This is a genomic window from Cupriavidus sp. FW305-26, from assembly GCF_058787975.1.
On record NZ_JBYTAH010000027.1, the window covers coordinates 1 to 16118 of the forward strand.

Sequence of the window (16118 nt, forward strand, 5' to 3'; positions counted from 1 at the left end):
CGCCTGCCCCGGTCATGCAGACCGCCAGGCGCTCCGCTCCAGCCCCCCGCATGCCCATGCCGCCGCCAGCCGGCACGCCTGGCCTTGCGCGGCGCACTTTCCCGCTCACCATCCAGCCTTGCGCTCCACGCAGAATCGGGTACGCCCTGCTGCACCGCACGAGGTCAGGCACGGCCCGTGAGCCTCGCAGAAATGGGTACGGTCTGTCCTGGCAGGCCTGCTTGCGCTGGGCAGCGGGTACGCAGAAACAGGTACGCCCTGCGGCACTGGGGTCTTTCCAGGAGCCTTCTGGCACGCAGAAGCGGGTACGCCCAAAAATTTTTTTCGAATTGGATTCGGCCGATGGCAGCGGTTCTCCGGCCCGCATTCCTCCTACATATCCACAAAGCCGGGCCAGGCCGACGACGCAGAAACGGGTACGGCTAATGTTGCAACGCAATAACCATCGGAAGCCCTGAGGCTGCCGGCACCTCTCGCAGAAACAGGTACGCCCACGGGCACAGGCGCACCACTCAACGCCACGCAGAAACGGGTACGCCAACGACATGCAAGGCGGGTGGCTACCCGGCCGAGCTTCGGCATCCATGATCTGTCTGCGCAGAAACAGGTACGGCGCGTAGCGCCGCGAGTCTCCCGCGTATACGTTGAGTGTGAGTGCTAGCTTTTTCTGCAACTCTCATGTAGAATGGAAACTTGGTGATAGTTCCGTCAGAACAGCGCCATGGGTCTGCGCAGAAACGGGTACGCATGACCCGGAAGAGCCCGGCAGGAGATACGCAGAAACGGGTACGCTTCGCGGCGCACCAGGGTGCCAGGGTCGGCACGCAGAAATGGGTACGCCGCAGAAACAGGTACGCTGGGGCAGCACGGCAGCGGCCTTTCAGGCCAGCGCAGAAACAGGTACGGTTTCAGGTCTCGGAACGCAGAAACGGGTACGCCTGGCGCGCAAAGCGCCCGTCAGCAGCCCGGCAAGTGAACCAGTTTCTGCGGGGATAACCGGGCTCTGGCCGTACTTTCTGCGGGAAAGAGGCACTGGAACCCTCGCAAGCCGCGTATACCTGGCGCTCGCTCGCAGAAACGGGTACGGTTTGAGGAGTGGCCGCTGTGGAAAAGGCTGTGGAACCTGCAAGTTATCCCCGCAGAAACCAGTTCGCCCCACCCGCAGATACAGGTTCGGCTTGCCGCAGATACGGGTTCGGCCCTTCGCAGAATCGAGTACGGTTGCCCGCAGAATCGGGTTCGGCGGGGTTGGTTTTTCCCTTACGAATCAAGGCGCTGAACTTCACGTATACGGTTTACAAGTAGTTAACCCGTATCGGTATCGTTTACTGGTAGTGGATGGCTGGCGAACCGTGGACAACCCTGGCGGGTTGCCCACCGTCCGCCACCATGCGACCAGTCGTGAGATTCCCAGCCGGCAGAAAACAGGGCGAGCAACGCAAAGGCTTTGCGTACCTGTTTCTGCGTGACAACCTTTGCGGCTTCGAGTACAAAGGCGGGTAATCCGAAGCACGCCAATATGCCCATCAAACGCTCCCCGGCCACCACGGGGGATCGAAGCGTCCTCGACCTGGACGCCGAACCCTCCCGCATCATTGTTCCCGGCAACGAGAACAACCTGGTTCCGTCCGAGAAATTCCAGCGTCTGTTCGACGAAGCGCAGGCCATGGAGCGTGAAGACGCCTGGCAAAGCGGTGAAGTCGGCTTCCTGAGCCGCGCCAGCGTCCAGGTAACGCTGCCCTACCGCGCGCCCAAGGGCGCGCCGCCGGTATGGACCCGCACCAGCGGCAATATCTCGCTGATGATCCAGCCTGGCTACTTCACGCAGCAACGCTCCGAACGTGCCGCCAACGGCCGCCAGAAGCTGGTGTCCGAGACCGTCTCGCTGGGTTACCCCTATGGCTCCTATCCGCGGCTGATGCTGGCCTGGATCGGCAAGGAGATCATGGCGAAGAAAAAGCGCGGCGAATTCACCGGCACGGTAGAGGACCGGCGCATTTCGCTGGGCAATTCGCTGTCCGAGTTCATGTACAACCTCGGCATTCCGATGGCCACCGGCGGCAAGCGCGGCACGATGACGCTGGTACGCCAGCAGATGATCCGCCTGTTCTCGGCGACCATCGCTATCGTGCAAAACAAGTCGACGCCGAGCCAGAACCAGAACCCCAACCACGAGCCACTGTCGATCGATCGGGTGGGCTACCTGCTGGCCGATCAACTGTCGACCTGGTGGGACCCCATGCAGCCTGGTCAGGGGTCCATGTTCGAGAGCTTCGTGGTGCTGTCCGAGCCGTTCTTCAACGAACTGGTCAACCGCCCCGTACCGGTCGACATGCGCGCGCTCAAGGCGCTGAAACAGTCGCCGTTCGCGCTGGACGTGTATTCGTGGCTGACCTACCGCTTCTTCACCATCCAGCGCCGCACGGAAATCCCGTGGGAGGCGCTGCAGATGCAGTTCGGCACCGAGACCGAAAGCGAGCGCAAGTTCCGTGCGCTGTTCCGCAAGGCCCTGAAGGATGTGCTGGTGGTGTATCCCGGTGCCAAGGTCGATGCGGATTCGTCCAAGGCGCTGATCCTGCAGCCTTCCCGGACCAGCGTGCGCAAGCTGGGCTGATTTGCCAGCTTCCCGCCCGGGGAGATCCGCGCACGCCGTTGCACGTGCTCTCGGGACGGCATCAGCAGGTCCGGGCGCGCCGGAACTGAGGCCGGACACCATGTCTGGCCCCGAATGCAAAAAAGGCAAGCGTTGAACGCTTGCCTTTTTTGTTTGCCCGCCGCGGACGGATCCGCAACGGGCGGGTCAGCCGAGGCTGGTCAGGCCGGCTTGATTGCCGAAGCCTGCAGGCCCTTCGGGCCTTGCTTGACTTCAAACGTCACGCGCTGCCCATCCTTCAGGGTCTTGAAGCCCGAGCCCTGGATTTCCGAGAAGTGCGCGAACAGGTCTGCACCACCGTCGTCCGGGGTAATGAAGCCAAAGCCCTTGGTCTCGTTGAACCACTTGACCGTACCGGTTGCCATAGGAATTTCCTTTTCGAAGCAAGTTCTTGTACACAACGCAAACAACCGTTCAAGCACGTTGAGTTCTCGTAGATACCGAACGGAAGCCGACGAGGTTGACACGACTTGACTCGACTGTAGCGCGCATCATAACCACTTTGGATTGCGGTGTCATGTGCGGCGTAATGCGCACTATAGATACTTTAGGCACATCCCGGGCTGTTTTTCAAGCAATTTTACGGTACGGCTCGTTTCCGGCTGCCAAATGGCGGCCTCTGCTCTCTGCATCGGCAATATATATTTTGTAAATTTGGAAAACGGTTGAAGCATCACGTGCTTTTGGCTACAGTTGCGCCTTAAGAATCAACCGCGCTTTCAGCGCTGAAAGAGAGGTCGCAGTGCCAGCCAAAATCATCACAGTCTTTAACCAGAAAGGCGGTTGCGGCAAGACTACGGTCAGCATGCACCTTGCTGGGACGCTTGGCCTGCGCGGCGCGCGCTCGATGCTGGTCGACATGGACGAGCAAGGCACCGCCACTCGCTGGGCGGCGCAGGCCAGCGACGAGCGGCCGTTCCCGGCTTCCGTGATTGGCCTGGCGCCCTCGGGCGGCGCCATGCACCGTGAGGTCCGCAAATTCGTCCAGGATTATGACTACATCGTCGTGGATTGCCCGCCGGCGGTGCATTCGGCAGCGCCCTCGAGCGCGCTGCTGATTTCGGACCTTGCCATTATTCCGGTGGTGCCTTCGCCGCCGGATCTGTGGGCGGCGGTAGCGGCCAAGACGCTGGCGCAGCACGCCCAAGTCCAGAATGAGTCCTTGCTGATCCGTGTGATGGCCAATATGGTCCAGCGCCGCGTCTCGATCGCGCGCCAGGCCATTGAAATCCTTGGCGACGACGGCGACGTACCGCTTTTGAATTCGATGATCGGGTCGCGCTCGGCATTCCGGGAATGCCAGGCGATCGGCTGCACCGTGCACGGCGTTGCCGGCGCACGCGAGGCGGTGCAGGAGGTCGACATGATGGTCGACGAAATACTGTCTTTGATTGAGCACTAGGTATGGCTACCAAACTGAAGAGCCTCAAGGCTGGCATGCTGGCCGGCATGGCGGCCGAAAAGACCCGCAACGATACGCTGGACCGCTTCGCTCGCGCGGAAGCGGCCATTTCCCAGCATCCGAATGGATTGCTGCAGGGCAGGGGAGCCGATGGCGCGCCCGTTTTCAGCGCTGAAAGTCTTGGCGAAGCCGCCGCGGGCCGGCAGCTGATCAGGATTCCGCTGGAGCAACTGCACGACAATCCTCTCAACGCGCGGCGCCTCTACGATCCCGCCGTGGTGCAGGAGCGGGCGGCATCCATTGCCACGCACGGCCAGAAGACCCCCGGCCTGGCCGCGCCCGATCCGGCGCGCCCCGGCCATTACATCCTGATCGACGGTCATTACCGCAAGCGAGCTCTGGCGTCTGCCGGCAAGCTCGAGATGGAATGTTTTGTCGAAAACGACCTGAGCGACCTGGACTTCTACCGGCTGTCGTTCATGCTCAACGAGCAGCGCTCGGACCAGTCAGCGCTGGACAATGCGATCGCCTGGCGCCAGTTGCTGGACGAAGGCAAGGTCCAGAAGGAAGAGGAAATCTGCGAGCTGACCGGCATGTCGGCCGGCACCGTGAACAAGACGCTGGCGCTGCTGCGCCTGCCCGAGTCCGTGCTGGGCGTGATGCGCGAGCGCCCGAGCGCGATCGGCATCGCCGCGGGCTATGAGCTGACGCTGTACTGCAAGCTGGCGGGCGAGGAGCGCACGCGCGAACTGGCGGCGCGCATCATCAATGACGGCCTGTCGAGCCGCGAGGTTGAAGCCATCCGCAAGCACGCGCAGGAAGGCAAGGCGCGCAAGGTCAAGGAAATCAGCCGGCAATACAAGATCCGGACCGACAGCGGCCAGTTGCTGGGCACCATCAAGGAATGGGACTCGGGACGCGTGATGCTGGACGTGCAGCTGAGCGACCGCAGTGCCCGCGAGGCGCTGGTCGAGGCCCTGAAGGCCCGCTTCGGGCTGGACAACACGCTGCTCTGAGCCGGGCAGGCAAGCCATGGCGCCGCTGCGGCAGCATTGCCGCCGCAGCGCTCAAGCCAGCAGGTCGCGCGGCGAGCGCGCGCCAAACTCCGGATCACAGGTCTTGCGGTAGCGCTCAAGCATGCTGGACAGCAGGGCATGCAGGCCACGCACCGAGTAGCCGGCCAGCGGCAATGCCGCCAGCTTGCGCTGCGCGCGCCGGGTCGGCGGCGCGGCCGGTGGACCGATCAGCGAGGCGTCTTCTGTGCCCGCACCGTCCCACTGGAGGTTGCGGTCACGCCAATGCCGGGCCAGCGCGTGCTGCGTGGCCAGGCCAAAGCCGGGCGTTCCGTCTGGCACAATGCTTTCCACACCGTCTTCCGGAACCCGCGCAGGCTGCTGCATCGGCGCCAGCGAACGCCGCGTGACCGAGGTCAGCCGGTCCAGGCTGAGCCGGTGTTCCCGCAACAGCAGGATTGCCGCATGGGCGGTCCGGTAGCGCTGGCCATCGTCGTCGCCGCCCCGGTGTTCCAGCCATGACAGGAAGGGAGCCAGGCTGGCCTCGGGAACCTGCAAGGTGTCCGGCCGCGCCGCCTCCATTGCCGCCGAGGCATCGGTGCCGTCCGGGATCCGGGCTGGCCAGAGCGCTGTGACCGGGTAGCCGTTGGCATGCATCCAGCGGAACAGGGCGGCCAGCACCCGCATGCTATGCCGCACGCTTGCCGGACTGAGCGGGCCGGTGAACGGACGCCAGCCGGCCAGGTGGCGCGGTGCCCGCGGTCCGCACCAGCGGCTGCCCGGTTCGGGCTGCGCCAGGAAGCCCAGGTAGGCCCGGCGGTCGTCCAGATCGAGCTGCGACAGGCCCTTGCGCCGCTCCAGTGCTGCCCATAGCAGCAAGCGCTCCGCCTCCTTGCGGTAGGCCGAGAACGTGCTGCCGCTGTCGCCGGCGGCATCGCGCAGCCAGGCCTGGACGACGTCGAGGCCCTGACTGTACGGGCAGCTGGCGTCAGCGGCTAACGCGGGCGACGCGGTCATCCATTCCAGCGGCAACGGCTGGCGCATCCCTGGTCCCAGCCTGCCTCGCTCGAGCAGAGTCCGGTTGCCGACGTGCGCGCCCAGCAGCGGCTTGCCGTCCGGGTCCCGGAAGGCAGCACGGTTCTCGCTGAGCCAGCGGTTGACGGCCGCGCCGGCAAGCGCGCCAATGCGCGGGACGGCCCGCCACCAGGCGCTGCCGCGTCGGTTTGCAAGCTCAAAAAGAGAATTAAGGGTCACAATTTCAGCCTTGCGCAAGCGTCGCGCCAAGGCTGGCGCAAACCACAACTCCACGCCGTGCTGGGGGCGCGGCGCCGCCGTACCCAACCGTTCGAGCTCAGCCAGCGCGTCGACGCGGCGATCCATGCCGCGGTTGGAGCGGCCAGGGCCGGCCAGCAGCAGTTCGGCCAGGTCCGCCCGTCCGTGCAGGTGCGCGAGCTGGACCATCCGGTCGCGCAGGGCAAGCAGGATCCGCAGCGCAGACTCGGCCCCGGCTTCGTCGTCATCGGCTTCGTCGGCCAGGTAGCGGGGCACCACCATGGCCGCCGGCATGCCCTGCACATAGGCGCGTACCGCCGCAAATTCGCTGCGGGTGAGGCTGACCATCATCATTCCAGGAATCATCGGCAGGTATGCGCTGAATGGCTAACTTCTTGATTTATAAGGCACTTGAAGCGAGCGAGAATTCATCCGGCCCGAAATGCATAGATAAATACAATGCCGATAATTTTATGCGCGTTTTCACTGGAAAGTCATCCCCGCTGCCCTTGTGGCATCCGTATGCTGGTGTCAGGCAGTGCTTCGGGAAAACCCGCCGCAGCGCACCATCACCTTGCATTCGACCTACGCGTTTCATATGCTGCAGGTCAGGAGTTATAAATACTTAGATCAGACTTCAGTCGCATCTAAGACTCTTTCTACATAAGCGTCTTAACACGCAAAACGGGGCGATCCGGTATCTCCACGGGAAGGACGGACCTGCAGCCTGACGGGAAGGCTGCGGGCGGTCTGGAGCGATGGCGGATCGTATGGAAGTGCAACCGCAAGATAGCGGAGCATTTCCGACAAGCAAGCGCGGATTGTCGCAGGGTCCGAACTTGCCGCAATAATAAGAGAGCGGCCATGGCCACCATCCTCTTGATCGAGCCTCACCCCCTCCTGCGCCTGGGTCTGCGCCATCTGCTGGCCCAAGCACATATTCCTGGTGACCTGATCGATATCGATCCCCTCGCCCCAGTCGATTCAGATTTGTGGCTGTACGATGCCGACCTGCTGATCTATGGCCTGCCAGCCGATCACGCCGGCGGCTGGGCCATGCTGGAGGAACTGTGCCAGCGGCTACGCCCGCAGCGCGTGCTGGTCCTCAGCGATCAGGCGGCCCCATCGCTGCCGGATGCAGGCTTGCCTGACCCGGTGCGCGGCTGCGTGGCCAAGAGCTGCAGTGCGGATGCGCTCGATGCCGCGGTGCGCCTGGTGCTGGCCGGCGGCGAGTGCTTCCCGGCGCGTGCCCAGGGCAGCCACCATGCCTGGCAATCGGAACTCGATGCCGGCCATACCCCGGTGGCAAGCAGCGCAGGGCAGGGCGAGGCCCGGGTCGTGGCGCTGCGCGCAGGCATCGGCGAGGCCGTGCTCGAGCATGCGGTGCCCGCGCCCCAGCGCCATTTCCAGGCGCACGCGACGTACCACGAAACCCCGTCGGCCGGCGCGCACCTGCTGAACATCACCGAACGCCAGTACGAAGTGCTGGCGCTGCTGGCTCGGGGCTATCCCATCAAGACGGTCAGCCGCATGCTGAATATCTCGGTGGCCACCGCGAAGACGCATGCCTGCACGCTGTACCAGCGCCTGCACGTACGCAACAAGGGCGAAGCCGTCTACGTTGCCCTGCAGAAGGGTGCCACGCTCAACTGGGCCGGGCCCGCCACGCCCGTCAATCCGGTGACCCGGGTGCCGGCACCTGATCCCACCTGCCAAGCTGCGTGACGGGTGGCGGCGCGGCGTTCACGGGTCGCGCCTCATCCTTCTGGCGTGCGGCTCTCGGCCAAAAGCATGAGGCAATGGCGGCGGCGGCTTGCTACCTTGTGATGAAAGGCATCTGCAGACACTTTTTCCGGCGGCCGGCGCTGCCCTGATGCCCTGCAAGGCGGGCCGCCCCGCGGCCCGGATCCCGACCCGGTGGCAAGCGCATCTGCGGCCCGGGCCAGCTGCCAGACCGAGTCAATGCCGACCTATCTCATCGCCAGCAATGAAATGATGTGCCGTGTCCTGGCGCGTCGCCTGAACGCACTGGACGTGCCGCAGCCGATCACGTGGCGCACGCCGCAGTGGCTGCATGAATCGGCGCGCGCATCGACGCAGGCTTCGTCATCGGAGCCATCGCCGGACCCGGCCGATATCGCGCTGATCGATTGCAGCGCACTGGAGGGCGACCCGCGTGCGTTGCTGGACCAGCTGCAGGCACGCCTGGCGCCACGGCGCTGGCTGGTGCTGTCCGATCGCCTCGATGCCTCGCTGATGCTGCATGCCGCGCTGCTCGGTGCCAGCGGGTGTCTCGCGCTGCCGGCACCGGTTGAACTGGTCTGCGCCGCCACCGCGCTGGTGTGGGCCGGCGGCCAGTGCTTTCCGCGCATGGCGCTGTCACTGACGGGCGCCAACGGGGCCACCGCCTCCCTCCTTTGAGCGAGCAGACCTACATCCACCGTAGGAGTGCGCATCGCACCTGATTGCCTATGCTTGATTCGCCCGGAGGCAGAAGCCAGCCCAGTTTGCAGGCAGGCCGCCCTGGGGAAGTAAGGGGGTCATATGGAGGCCGGACTGGAATTTCTCGTCGTTCGCGGCTTTGCTGTGCGCGAAGGCAGAGGCAAGTGGGCGTGCTGCTTCGAGATCAGGCTGGCTGCCAGCCTTGACCATGGTTGCCACGCGGGTGCCAACGAGGGCAGCGATGAGCCGCTGCTCTATCGCGGTGAACTGCACGGGCGTCAGTTTGACTGCGAGCTGGCCGCCGCCGACGCGGCCCGCGCGGCCGGCGAGCGCGAAGCGCGGCTGCGTGTGGAAAGCCTGAGGGCGCTGATCATTGCTCAGCATCGGCATCGCGTGCCGCCACCACTCGTGGCCTGAACCAGCAGGCATCCAGCGAGAATCAGGCACAGTGGCACCCGGCGGCCTCGCCGGGTGCCACTGTGCCTTTGTCATTCTCTTCGTCGTCGCGCAGCTTGCCAAAATGAAAATCGCCCAGTTGGGGCGATTTCATGGCAAGGTATTTGCGGAACAGGACACCAGCCGGCGAGCCAAAAAAGAAGCCCGCCGACCGGGGGACCATGCGGGCTTTGAAGGCGTGCGGGCCATACTGCCCGCCCACACGTCTCCTTGACGATAACCAATCAGTTCGCAGTCCTCCATCAACCAGAAGCACCATGCGCGCATATTTGCGGCTGAGTGCCCCTGAACCGCCTGAACCCTTTGCGGGTTTGTGCGCCGTCCAACAGACTGGCCAGAACCGCGCGCGCCAAGATCGCCATCATGGCCAATGGCAGCAAGTATCTGGCTCGGGTTCAGGGGGAGACGGAAAAATGACTGGTGTCAGCGCTCGGCCTGCCGTATCGCTCGTCAGGCACGCGCGCGGGCCCGGCATGGGCCGTCCGTACCCGCTCATGAAGCGGCATGGCAGGCGCGGAGGTCACTAGTGCACGGCGACACCAGGATGCGTGGACGGGGCGGACCAGGATTGCGCGGCGGCAATCCGGTGTGGTCGCACGTCAACTGCCATATCGACCTTTGGATCGAGCTGCTGCACGGGCTGGACCTGCCGCCGGTCGCGGCACTGGCCTGCGCGGTGCGGCAGGACTTCGAGGCCGACCACTTCACGCAGTGCCGCTTTCCGGATGCCGACCTGGAGCGGCTGTACGGCCTCACCGTGCACGCCCTGACGTTCTACGACTCGCTCGAGTCGCACGTTGCGGCACAGACCTCGCGCGGCCATATCGTCGTGATGGAACTGGACAGCAGCCAGTTGCCGCCACCCCGCGGCGCCGGCTACCTGCGCCATTGCATGCCCACCTGCATTGCCATCGATGTGTTGATCCCCGAAGCCGGCGCAGTCGGCTACTACCACTCCGACGGCTACCACACCGCGACCGGCGAGGACTACGCCGCCATCATTCGCCTGGCACCGGGCGTGCGCAGTGCCGACGCGCTGCCCTTCATGCACGCCGATGTGGTCCGCCGCAACGGGCATCCGCACGCTGCCGAGACGCTGCTCGAGGCCTCGCTGGCATTGCTGCGCTTTCACCTGGGCAACCGTCCGCGCGAGAACCCCGTCACAATGTTTCGCGCGGTATTTCCCCAGCATCTCGAGCGGCTGATGGCGCGCGGGGAACCGGGCTTTCACCACTACGCGTCGGGCGTGCTGCGCCAGCTCGGCGCCAATTTCGAGCTGCTGGCGCGCTACCTGCGCTGGCTGGTGATGCACGGGCAGGAGGTGCCCGAGAAGGCGGCACAAGCCTGCTACACCATGGCCTCGGAGGCGATGGTGATGCAGTTCCGCCTGATGCGCGCGGTCATCAGCCGCAAGCCGGACCGTTGCGAAGACTGCCTGGACCAGCTCGAAGCCTCATACCTGGCCAGCGTGCCGTTGCTGGCCGCGCATTTCGGCGAGTTCAAGCCATGAGTCGGCAGATCCTGCCTGCAGCGGGCAACACTTGGCTGGTGTGCCGCCTCCGGCGTCTGGCACAGAACCGGTTCGATCCGGCGCCGGGGGCAACCCGGTGCATCCGCCTTTTGCACGATATCCCGGGTCTCATGCCGACAGCGGAGGGCATGCCATGCATCCAGCCTTGCGTGCCTGCCGTGACTGACTAGCCCGTAACAGCTTCCATCTGCCGTGCCGCCTCGCCTCGTATGGCGGCGGCGGACATCGCAGCCGCCGCGGCGCATGGCGCCCTTGTCAGCGCCCGCTTCACTCTCGCCTTTCCGTCCAACCTCCCGATGGATGACCGTTCCCCAGCCGTTCGCCTACTGTCGGAGCGCGCTGCCATGACGCTAAATAGAGGCACTGGCTTGCAAAGAGCGCCGCACCTGGGTCGGCGGCGTAGCCAGCCGGTTCTCGGAAAGCAGTCGTGCCGAGCCAGGCCGGCAGAGCGTTGTTCCCGGACTCGGGATTGGACAGGGGGTACGAAAATGATTACGCATCGATCGGATCTGCATGTCAATCACCTGCTCAGCGCGCTGCCGCGCGGCGAGTGGGAGACGCTGGCGCAGCACTTCGAGCTGGTCCGTCTGCGCGCCGGCGAACTCCTGACTGATTCCGGCCAGCGCATCGTCCATGTCTATTTCCCGACCACCGCGGTGGTATCGCTGCTGTCGCTGCTGGAGGACGGCGCGACGGTCGAGATCGCCGCGGTCGGAAACGAAGGGCTGGTCGGCATCCCGGTGGTCACCGGCGGCGACACCATGCCCAGCCGGGTGGAAGTGCGCAGCCCCGGAATGGCCTATCGCATTCCCGCGCGCCTGCTGCGCGGCGACCTGCCGCGCCTGCCCACGCTGCAGCGCGTGACGCTGCTGTACGTGCAGGCCATGCTCACGCAGATCGCACAGACCGCGGCCTGCAACCGCCACCACTCCCTGAACAAGCAACTGTGCCGCTGGCTGCTGCTGGCCATCGACCGGCTCAGCTCCAACGAGCTGGTGATTACCCAGCAGGTCATCGCCAACATGCTCGGCGTGCGCCGCGAAGGCGTGACCGAAGCGGCCGGCAAGCTGGAAGACCTGGGCCTGATCCACCACAGCCGCGGCCATATCACCGTGCTTGACCGCTGCGGGCTGGAGAAGCATTCGTGCGAGTGCTACAAGCTGGTCAAGCGCGAGTATGACCGCCTGCTGCCCGCGCTGGCCAGCGCCTGAGCGGCACGCTTCGGCGCGTGTGGCCTGCGAAGCGCGGCGTGCATACGCCGCGCCGATCCCATTTGAGGAGCTGTAGTCGTGAGCAGACTGTCATATGCCGGTGGCCCGGCTGAGAGCGCCACCCCGCGCCGTGAGGCCCAGCCGGGCGTCACGCAGGCGCGCGCGCTGATGGACCACCTCGGCTGGATTGCCGCGGCTGGCGTGGCCGGTGCGGCCGCAGGCTTGCTGGTGGCGCTGTCGGCGCCGCCGCAGTATCGCGCGCAGGCGCTGGTGCAGGTTGAGGGGCGCGATGGCGGCATGCGCAGCGTCGCCCAGATGCAGGGCCCGGCGGCCTTCGACGCAGGCCTGCTCAAGAGCCGCGCCGTGGTCGGTCCGGTGGTGGAGCGGCTGCGGCTCGATATCACCGCGCAGCCGCTGCGTGCGCCGCTGCTGGGCGCGCTGGTCCAGCGCTTTTCCACACCCGGCCAGCCGCGCGGCACCTGGCCTGCCAGCCTGGGCTATGCCTGGGGCGGCGAGCGTCTGGTAATCGCCAGCATGACCGTGCCCGAGGCGCTGGTAGACCAGCCACTCACCTTCGAGGTGCGCAGCGACGGCCGCTACCGCCTGATGCAGCAGGACACCTTGCTGCTGGAAGGGCGGGCCGGCGAGACTGCGATGGCCAACGGCATTGTGCTGCGCGTGGACAAGATCGAGGCCGGGCCCGGTACGCGCTTCCAGCTCACGCGGCACGACCTGGCCCGCACCGCCGAGTCCGTGCGCCGCGGGCTCACGGTGGAAAGCGAACGCAGTGAAACCCCGGCGAGCCTGGGCGGCGCGGCCGACCCCCTGACCGCGCCGGGCGGCACCGTGCGCGTGAGCTGGCAATACCCGGACCGCCAGCTTGCCGCCCAACTCGTCAACGGGGTCACGCGCGCCTATATCGACGGCCAGACCGACAAGCGCCGCCAGGACGCGGCCGGCACGCTCGCGTTCCTCTCGGGCGAGCTGCCGCGCGTGCAGAGCGAACTCACGCGCGCCGAAGAGGCGCTCACGCGCTACCGCGCGCGCACGGGTTCGCTGCAGCCCAGCCGCGACGCGCAGTCGTTCCTCAGCAACAGCATGGAGTACCAGCGCCAGATCGCAGCGCTCAAGCTTGAGCGCACGCGGCTGCTCCAGCGCTTCACGCCCGAGGCCAACGAGGTCCGCACCGTCGACAGCCAGATCCAGCAGATGACTCGCGAGCGCGCGGAGATCGACGCGCGTATGCAGACCCTGTCGGCCTCCGAGCGCGAATCGGTGGCGCTCACGCGTGACGTCAAGGTGGCCGAGGACATGTACATGTCCTTGCGCAGCAAGGTCGAGCAGCTGTCGCTGATGCTGTCCGACAGCTCTACCCAGATGCGCGTGGTCGATGCCGCGATCGCGCCGGTCACACCGGTCGGTCTCGGCGCGTGGCCGTTCGCCTCCGCCGGCGCCTTGCTCGGCCTGTGCCTGGGCGTGGCCGCGATCAACCTGCGCCAGCGCATGCGCCCGTCGGTGGCCAGCGCCGCCGATGCGGAACAGCGCCTGGGCATGGCCATGCTGGGCGATATCGCCTTCAGCAACGAGCAGACCGAGCTGGAACGGCTGGTCGAAGCCAAGCGCCGCCTGGGCATCGCCTCCGGCTTTGTGCTGCCGCCCAATGTGCGCCTCGGCCGGCCGGAGTCTGTCACCAGCGTGATCGACGCCGCCACGGCCGCCGCCCCCGAGGACGAACGCGCGCGCGCCGAACGGCTGCTGCGCCAGGGCCTGCACGACCAGTTCCTGCTGGCGCGGCGCGCCCCGCATTCGCTTGCCGTGGAAGGCCTGCGCACGCTGCGGGCGGCGCTGCATTTCGCGTTGCGCGATGCACCCAACTGCGTGGTTGCGGTGACCAGCCCCGCCGCCAGCGCCGGCAAGACCTTCGCCGCGGTTAACCTCGCGGTGCTGTTCGCCGAAGCCGGCCAGCGCGTGCTGCTGGTCGACGCCGACCTGCGCCGCGGCCGCGTGGCGGACTGGTTCGACCTGCCTGCCGAGCCCGGGCTGGCAGAAGTGCTCGCTGGCCGCAGCGCGATCGCCGAAGCGGTCAAGCCGAGCGTGGTCAATGGCCTGTTCCTGCTCAGCCGCGGCGCGGTGCCGGCCAATCCGTCCGAGCTGCTGATGCTGCCCGCGCTGGCGGAATCCCTGCGGCTGTGCGCGGGGCGCTTCGACCTGGTGCTGGTGGACACGCCGCCGGTGATGGCGGTGGCCGATGCCACGCTGGTGGCCAACCTGGCGGGTTCCACGCTGGTGGTGGTGCGCGCCGATGTCACGGCGACGGCGCAGGTCGATGAAACCCTCAAGCGCCTGGCGCACGCCAATGCCAGGCTGGCCGGTGGCATCCTCAACGGTGTCATGCCCCGGCGCAGCAACCGGGCGGACTTCAATACCATCAATCCTTATCTGGGGATGCCGTTGCCACGAGCGGTAGCGAAGCCTCCCGCATTGGCCGGTCAAGCCGATCGGGTAGGGAAAAACTGACGCATGCCAAAGCACGCCAGAAACCGCACCGCCATTTGTGTGGGTGTACCTGTTTCTGCGAGCGTTTGGCGGACGTTCTGAGCACACGCATTGGTGTGAAAACGCACTGATGCGCGTGCGACGTTCAGGCTCAATAGGTCACCAAGGCGTTGTACCTCAACCTGGAGCCCACCATGCGAGCAGCGATACGCACCATACTTTTGGAAGTGGCCCGACTTGACGTACCAGTTGAATCGCTGGACGACCAGGCCGATCTATACGAAGCGGGACTGTCATCACTGGCAACGGTGCAAGTCATGCTCGCGATCGAAAATACCTTCGGCATCGAGATACCTGACCGCATGCTGACTCGCCAGCTGTTCCGCAGCATCAGCACACTGGCTGCGGCGACCGAGCAGATCAAACAAGAGCAGGAGGCGGCATGAGCCCGGTCCTCGCCAGCGTCGAGCAGGCCTTTCCGCGCGCAGAGACTGCTGACGCCGCACACTTGCTGGCCGGAGCGCGCCTGGCCGCGGCAGAAGCAGCCAGGCATGCAGACCAGGTCGACGCCGATGCGTGTTTTCCGCACCAGGCGTTTGCAGTCTTGCGTGAGCAGAGGTTGCTGGGCGCCATGGTGCCGCCAGCCTGTGGCGGTGATGGCGCGTCGCTGGAAACGATCGCAGCGGTCTGCCGCGTGCTGGGCGGTGCCTGTGCCTCGACGGGAATGATCTACGCCATGCACCAGATACAGGTGGCATGCCTGGTCAATCATGCGAGCACCAGCTCGTGGCACGCGCAGCTATTGCAGCGCCTGGCCAGCGAACAATTGCTGCTGGCTTCGGCCACGTCCGAAGAGGCGATTGGCGGTGCCCTGCGCAGCAGCGGCTGCGCGGTCAACGCCGATGGCGGCAACCTGTACTTGCTCAAGATGGCTCCGACCATTTCCTATGGCGCCCATGCCGACGGGATCCTCGTCACGGCACGCCGCCATCCCGATGCCTCGCCATCGGACCAGGTCATGGTAAGCGTGCTCAAGCCAGACTACGTACTGGAAAGTCTCTCCACCTGGGATACCCTGGGCATGCGCGGCACCTGCAGCAATGGATTCCGGCTGGAAGCCCGCGGGCATACCGATCAGATCCTGCCCGTGTCGTTCGGCGAGATTGCCGACGTCACCATGACCCCCGTGTCGCACATCTTGTGGTCTGCCTTGTGGACCGGTATCGCCGCGGATGCGGTTCAGCGCGCCAAGGTGCTGTTCCAGGGCCAGGCGCGCGCCCGGCCTGGCACGCTTCCGCCCTCGGCTACGCGCGTGGCCGAAGCGGTTGCCATTATCCAGATGCTGGAGGGGCGGCTGGAACTGGCGTTGGCTCACCAACGCCAGCGTCATGCAAGCCAGAGTGTGTCGGCAATTTTCAACCTGGCGGCGGAAATGAACGGGCTCAAGACCAGCGTGTCGTCGCTGGCGCTCGAAGCGGTGCAAATCGCGATGCTGGTCTGCGGCATGGCGGGCTACAAGCATGGCACGCCGTTCAGCCTGGGACGCCACCTGCGGGATCTGTGGTCCGCCCCCTTGATGATCAACAACGATCGCATATTGACCAATACCGCCAATCTGCTACTGGCGGACCGGTCCGCCTGA

Annotated in this window: 14 protein-coding genes; 11 read left to right on the plus strand and 3 right to left on the minus strand. The window is 65.7% G+C overall.

Features of this window, described 5'->3' with window-relative positions:
• Positions 1-1519 precede the first annotated feature (1519 nt).
• The gene (locus AC3WQZ_RS16295; RefSeq protein WP_010811148.1) at positions 1520-2614 is read left to right on the plus strand and encodes a replication protein RepA; all 1095 of its coding nucleotides are present in this window, start codon (positions 1520-1522) and stop codon (positions 2612-2614) included.
• Between the two features lie 200 nt (positions 2615-2814).
• On the opposite strand, the gene AC3WQZ_RS16300 is transcribed toward AC3WQZ_RS16295, so the two are convergent.
• Positions 2815-3018, minus strand: a complete 204-nt coding sequence (locus AC3WQZ_RS16300) for a cold-shock protein (RefSeq protein WP_006159056.1) — start codon at positions 3016-3018, stop codon at positions 2815-2817.
• Positions 3019-3395: 377 nt separating this feature from the next.
• On the opposite strand from AC3WQZ_RS16300, the gene AC3WQZ_RS16305 reads away from it, so the two are divergent.
• Both AC3WQZ_RS16305 and AC3WQZ_RS16310 read left to right on the plus strand, forming a co-directional pair.
• Complete coding sequence (locus tag AC3WQZ_RS16305; RefSeq protein ID WP_010811147.1) at positions 3396-4055, plus strand: AAA family ATPase; 660 nt, start codon at positions 3396-3398, stop codon at positions 4053-4055.
• Between the two features lie 2 nt (positions 4056-4057).
• Positions 4058-5071: a ParB/RepB/Spo0J family partition protein gene (locus AC3WQZ_RS16310; RefSeq protein WP_010811146.1), complete on the plus strand. Its 1014-nt coding sequence runs from the start codon at positions 4058-4060 to the stop codon at positions 5069-5071.
• A gap of 51 nt (positions 5072-5122) precedes the next feature.
• Here AC3WQZ_RS16310 and AC3WQZ_RS16315 read toward each other — a convergent pair whose 3' ends face one another.
• Positions 5123-6694: a phage integrase family protein gene (locus AC3WQZ_RS16315; RefSeq protein ID WP_492300878.1), complete on the minus strand. Its 1572-nt coding sequence runs from the start codon at positions 6692-6694 to the stop codon at positions 5123-5125.
• 510 nt (positions 6695-7204) lie between these two features.
• Here AC3WQZ_RS16315 and AC3WQZ_RS16320 point away from each other — a divergent pair.
• The 3 genes from AC3WQZ_RS16320 (at position 7205) to AC3WQZ_RS16330 (ending at position 9199) form a co-directional block, all read left to right on the plus strand.
• Positions 7205-8065, plus strand: a complete 861-nt coding sequence (locus AC3WQZ_RS16320; protein ID WP_010811144.1) for a helix-turn-helix transcriptional regulator — start codon at positions 7205-7207, stop codon at positions 8063-8065.
• A 237-nt stretch (positions 8066-8302) separates the two neighbouring features.
• Positions 8303-8761: a response regulator transcription factor gene (locus AC3WQZ_RS16325; RefSeq protein WP_010811143.1), complete on the plus strand. Its 459-nt coding sequence runs from the start codon at positions 8303-8305 to the stop codon at positions 8759-8761.
• Positions 8762-8884: 123 nt separating this feature from the next.
• A complete protein-coding gene (locus tag AC3WQZ_RS16330; protein ID WP_010811142.1) occupies positions 8885-9199 on the plus strand; it encodes a hypothetical protein in 315 nt (104 codons plus the stop codon).
• A gap of 22 nt (positions 9200-9221) precedes the next feature.
• Here the strand turns inward: AC3WQZ_RS16330 and AC3WQZ_RS16335 are convergent, their stop codons facing one another.
• On the minus strand, positions 9222-9497 hold the full coding sequence (locus AC3WQZ_RS16335) for a hypothetical protein (protein WP_143010705.1): 276 nt from the start codon (positions 9495-9497) through the stop codon (positions 9222-9224).
• 285 nt (positions 9498-9782) lie between these two features.
• On the opposite strand from AC3WQZ_RS16335, the gene AC3WQZ_RS16340 reads away from it, so the two are divergent.
• The 5 genes from AC3WQZ_RS16340 (at position 9783) to AC3WQZ_RS16360 (ending at position 16118) form a co-directional block, all read left to right on the plus strand.
• Entirely contained in the window at positions 9783-10748 is a 966-nt protein-coding gene (locus AC3WQZ_RS16340) for a DUF1839 family protein (protein WP_081050246.1), read from the plus strand.
• Positions 10749-11257: 509 nt separating this feature from the next.
• The gene (locus tag AC3WQZ_RS16345) at positions 11258-11980 is read left to right on the plus strand and encodes a Crp/Fnr family transcriptional regulator (RefSeq protein ID WP_010811139.1); all 723 of its coding nucleotides are present in this window, start codon (positions 11258-11260) and stop codon (positions 11978-11980) included.
• Positions 11981-12058: 78 nt separating this feature from the next.
• Positions 12059-14497, plus strand: coding sequence for a polysaccharide biosynthesis tyrosine autokinase (locus tag AC3WQZ_RS16350; RefSeq protein ID WP_011616302.1), 2439 nt, complete (start codon positions 12059-12061; stop codon positions 14495-14497).
• A 173-nt stretch (positions 14498-14670) separates the two neighbouring features.
• A complete protein-coding gene (locus AC3WQZ_RS16355; RefSeq protein WP_010811137.1) occupies positions 14671-14922 on the plus strand; it encodes an acyl carrier protein in 252 nt (83 codons plus the stop codon).
• Positions 14919-16118 carry an acyl-CoA dehydrogenase family protein gene (locus tag AC3WQZ_RS16360; protein ID WP_010811136.1) on the plus strand — a complete coding sequence of 400 codons (1200 nt, stop codon included), beginning with the start codon at positions 14919-14921 and terminating at the stop codon, positions 16116-16118. The genes AC3WQZ_RS16355 and AC3WQZ_RS16360 overlap by 4 nt, the downstream gene beginning before the upstream one ends.

Bases quoted from the DNA above. Each gene is read 5' to 3' on its own strand.
- AC3WQZ_RS16345 (WP_010811139.1), top strand. From the start codon at position 11,258: ATGATTACGCATCGATCGGATCTGCATGTCAATCACCTGCTCAGCGCG.
- AC3WQZ_RS16315 (WP_492300878.1), bottom strand. From the start codon at position 6,694: ATGATGATGGTCAGCCTCACCCGCAGCGAATTTGCGGCGGTACGCGCC.
- AC3WQZ_RS16335 (WP_143010705.1), bottom strand. From the start codon at position 9,497: ATGGTGCTTCTGGTTGATGGAGGACTGCGAACTGATTGGTTATCGTCA.
- AC3WQZ_RS16360 (WP_010811136.1), top strand. From the start codon at position 14,919: ATGAGCCCGGTCCTCGCCAGCGTCGAGCAGGCCTTTCCGCGCGCAGAG.
- AC3WQZ_RS16295 (WP_010811148.1), top strand. From the start codon at position 1,520: ATGCCCATCAAACGCTCCCCGGCCACCACGGGGGATCGAAGCGTCCTC.
- AC3WQZ_RS16325 (WP_010811143.1), top strand. From the start codon at position 8,303: ATGCCGACCTATCTCATCGCCAGCAATGAAATGATGTGCCGTGTCCTG.
- AC3WQZ_RS16355 (WP_010811137.1), top strand. From the start codon at position 14,671: ATGCGAGCAGCGATACGCACCATACTTTTGGAAGTGGCCCGACTTGAC.
- AC3WQZ_RS16340 (WP_081050246.1), top strand. From the start codon at position 9,783: ATGCGTGGACGGGGCGGACCAGGATTGCGCGGCGGCAATCCGGTGTGG.
- AC3WQZ_RS16320 (WP_010811144.1), top strand. From the start codon at position 7,205: ATGGCCACCATCCTCTTGATCGAGCCTCACCCCCTCCTGCGCCTGGGT.
- AC3WQZ_RS16300 (WP_006159056.1), bottom strand. From the start codon at position 3,018: ATGGCAACCGGTACGGTCAAGTGGTTCAACGAGACCAAGGGCTTTGGC.
- AC3WQZ_RS16310 (WP_010811146.1), top strand. From the start codon at position 4,058: ATGGCTACCAAACTGAAGAGCCTCAAGGCTGGCATGCTGGCCGGCATG.
- AC3WQZ_RS16330 (WP_010811142.1), top strand. From the start codon at position 8,885: ATGGAGGCCGGACTGGAATTTCTCGTCGTTCGCGGCTTTGCTGTGCGC.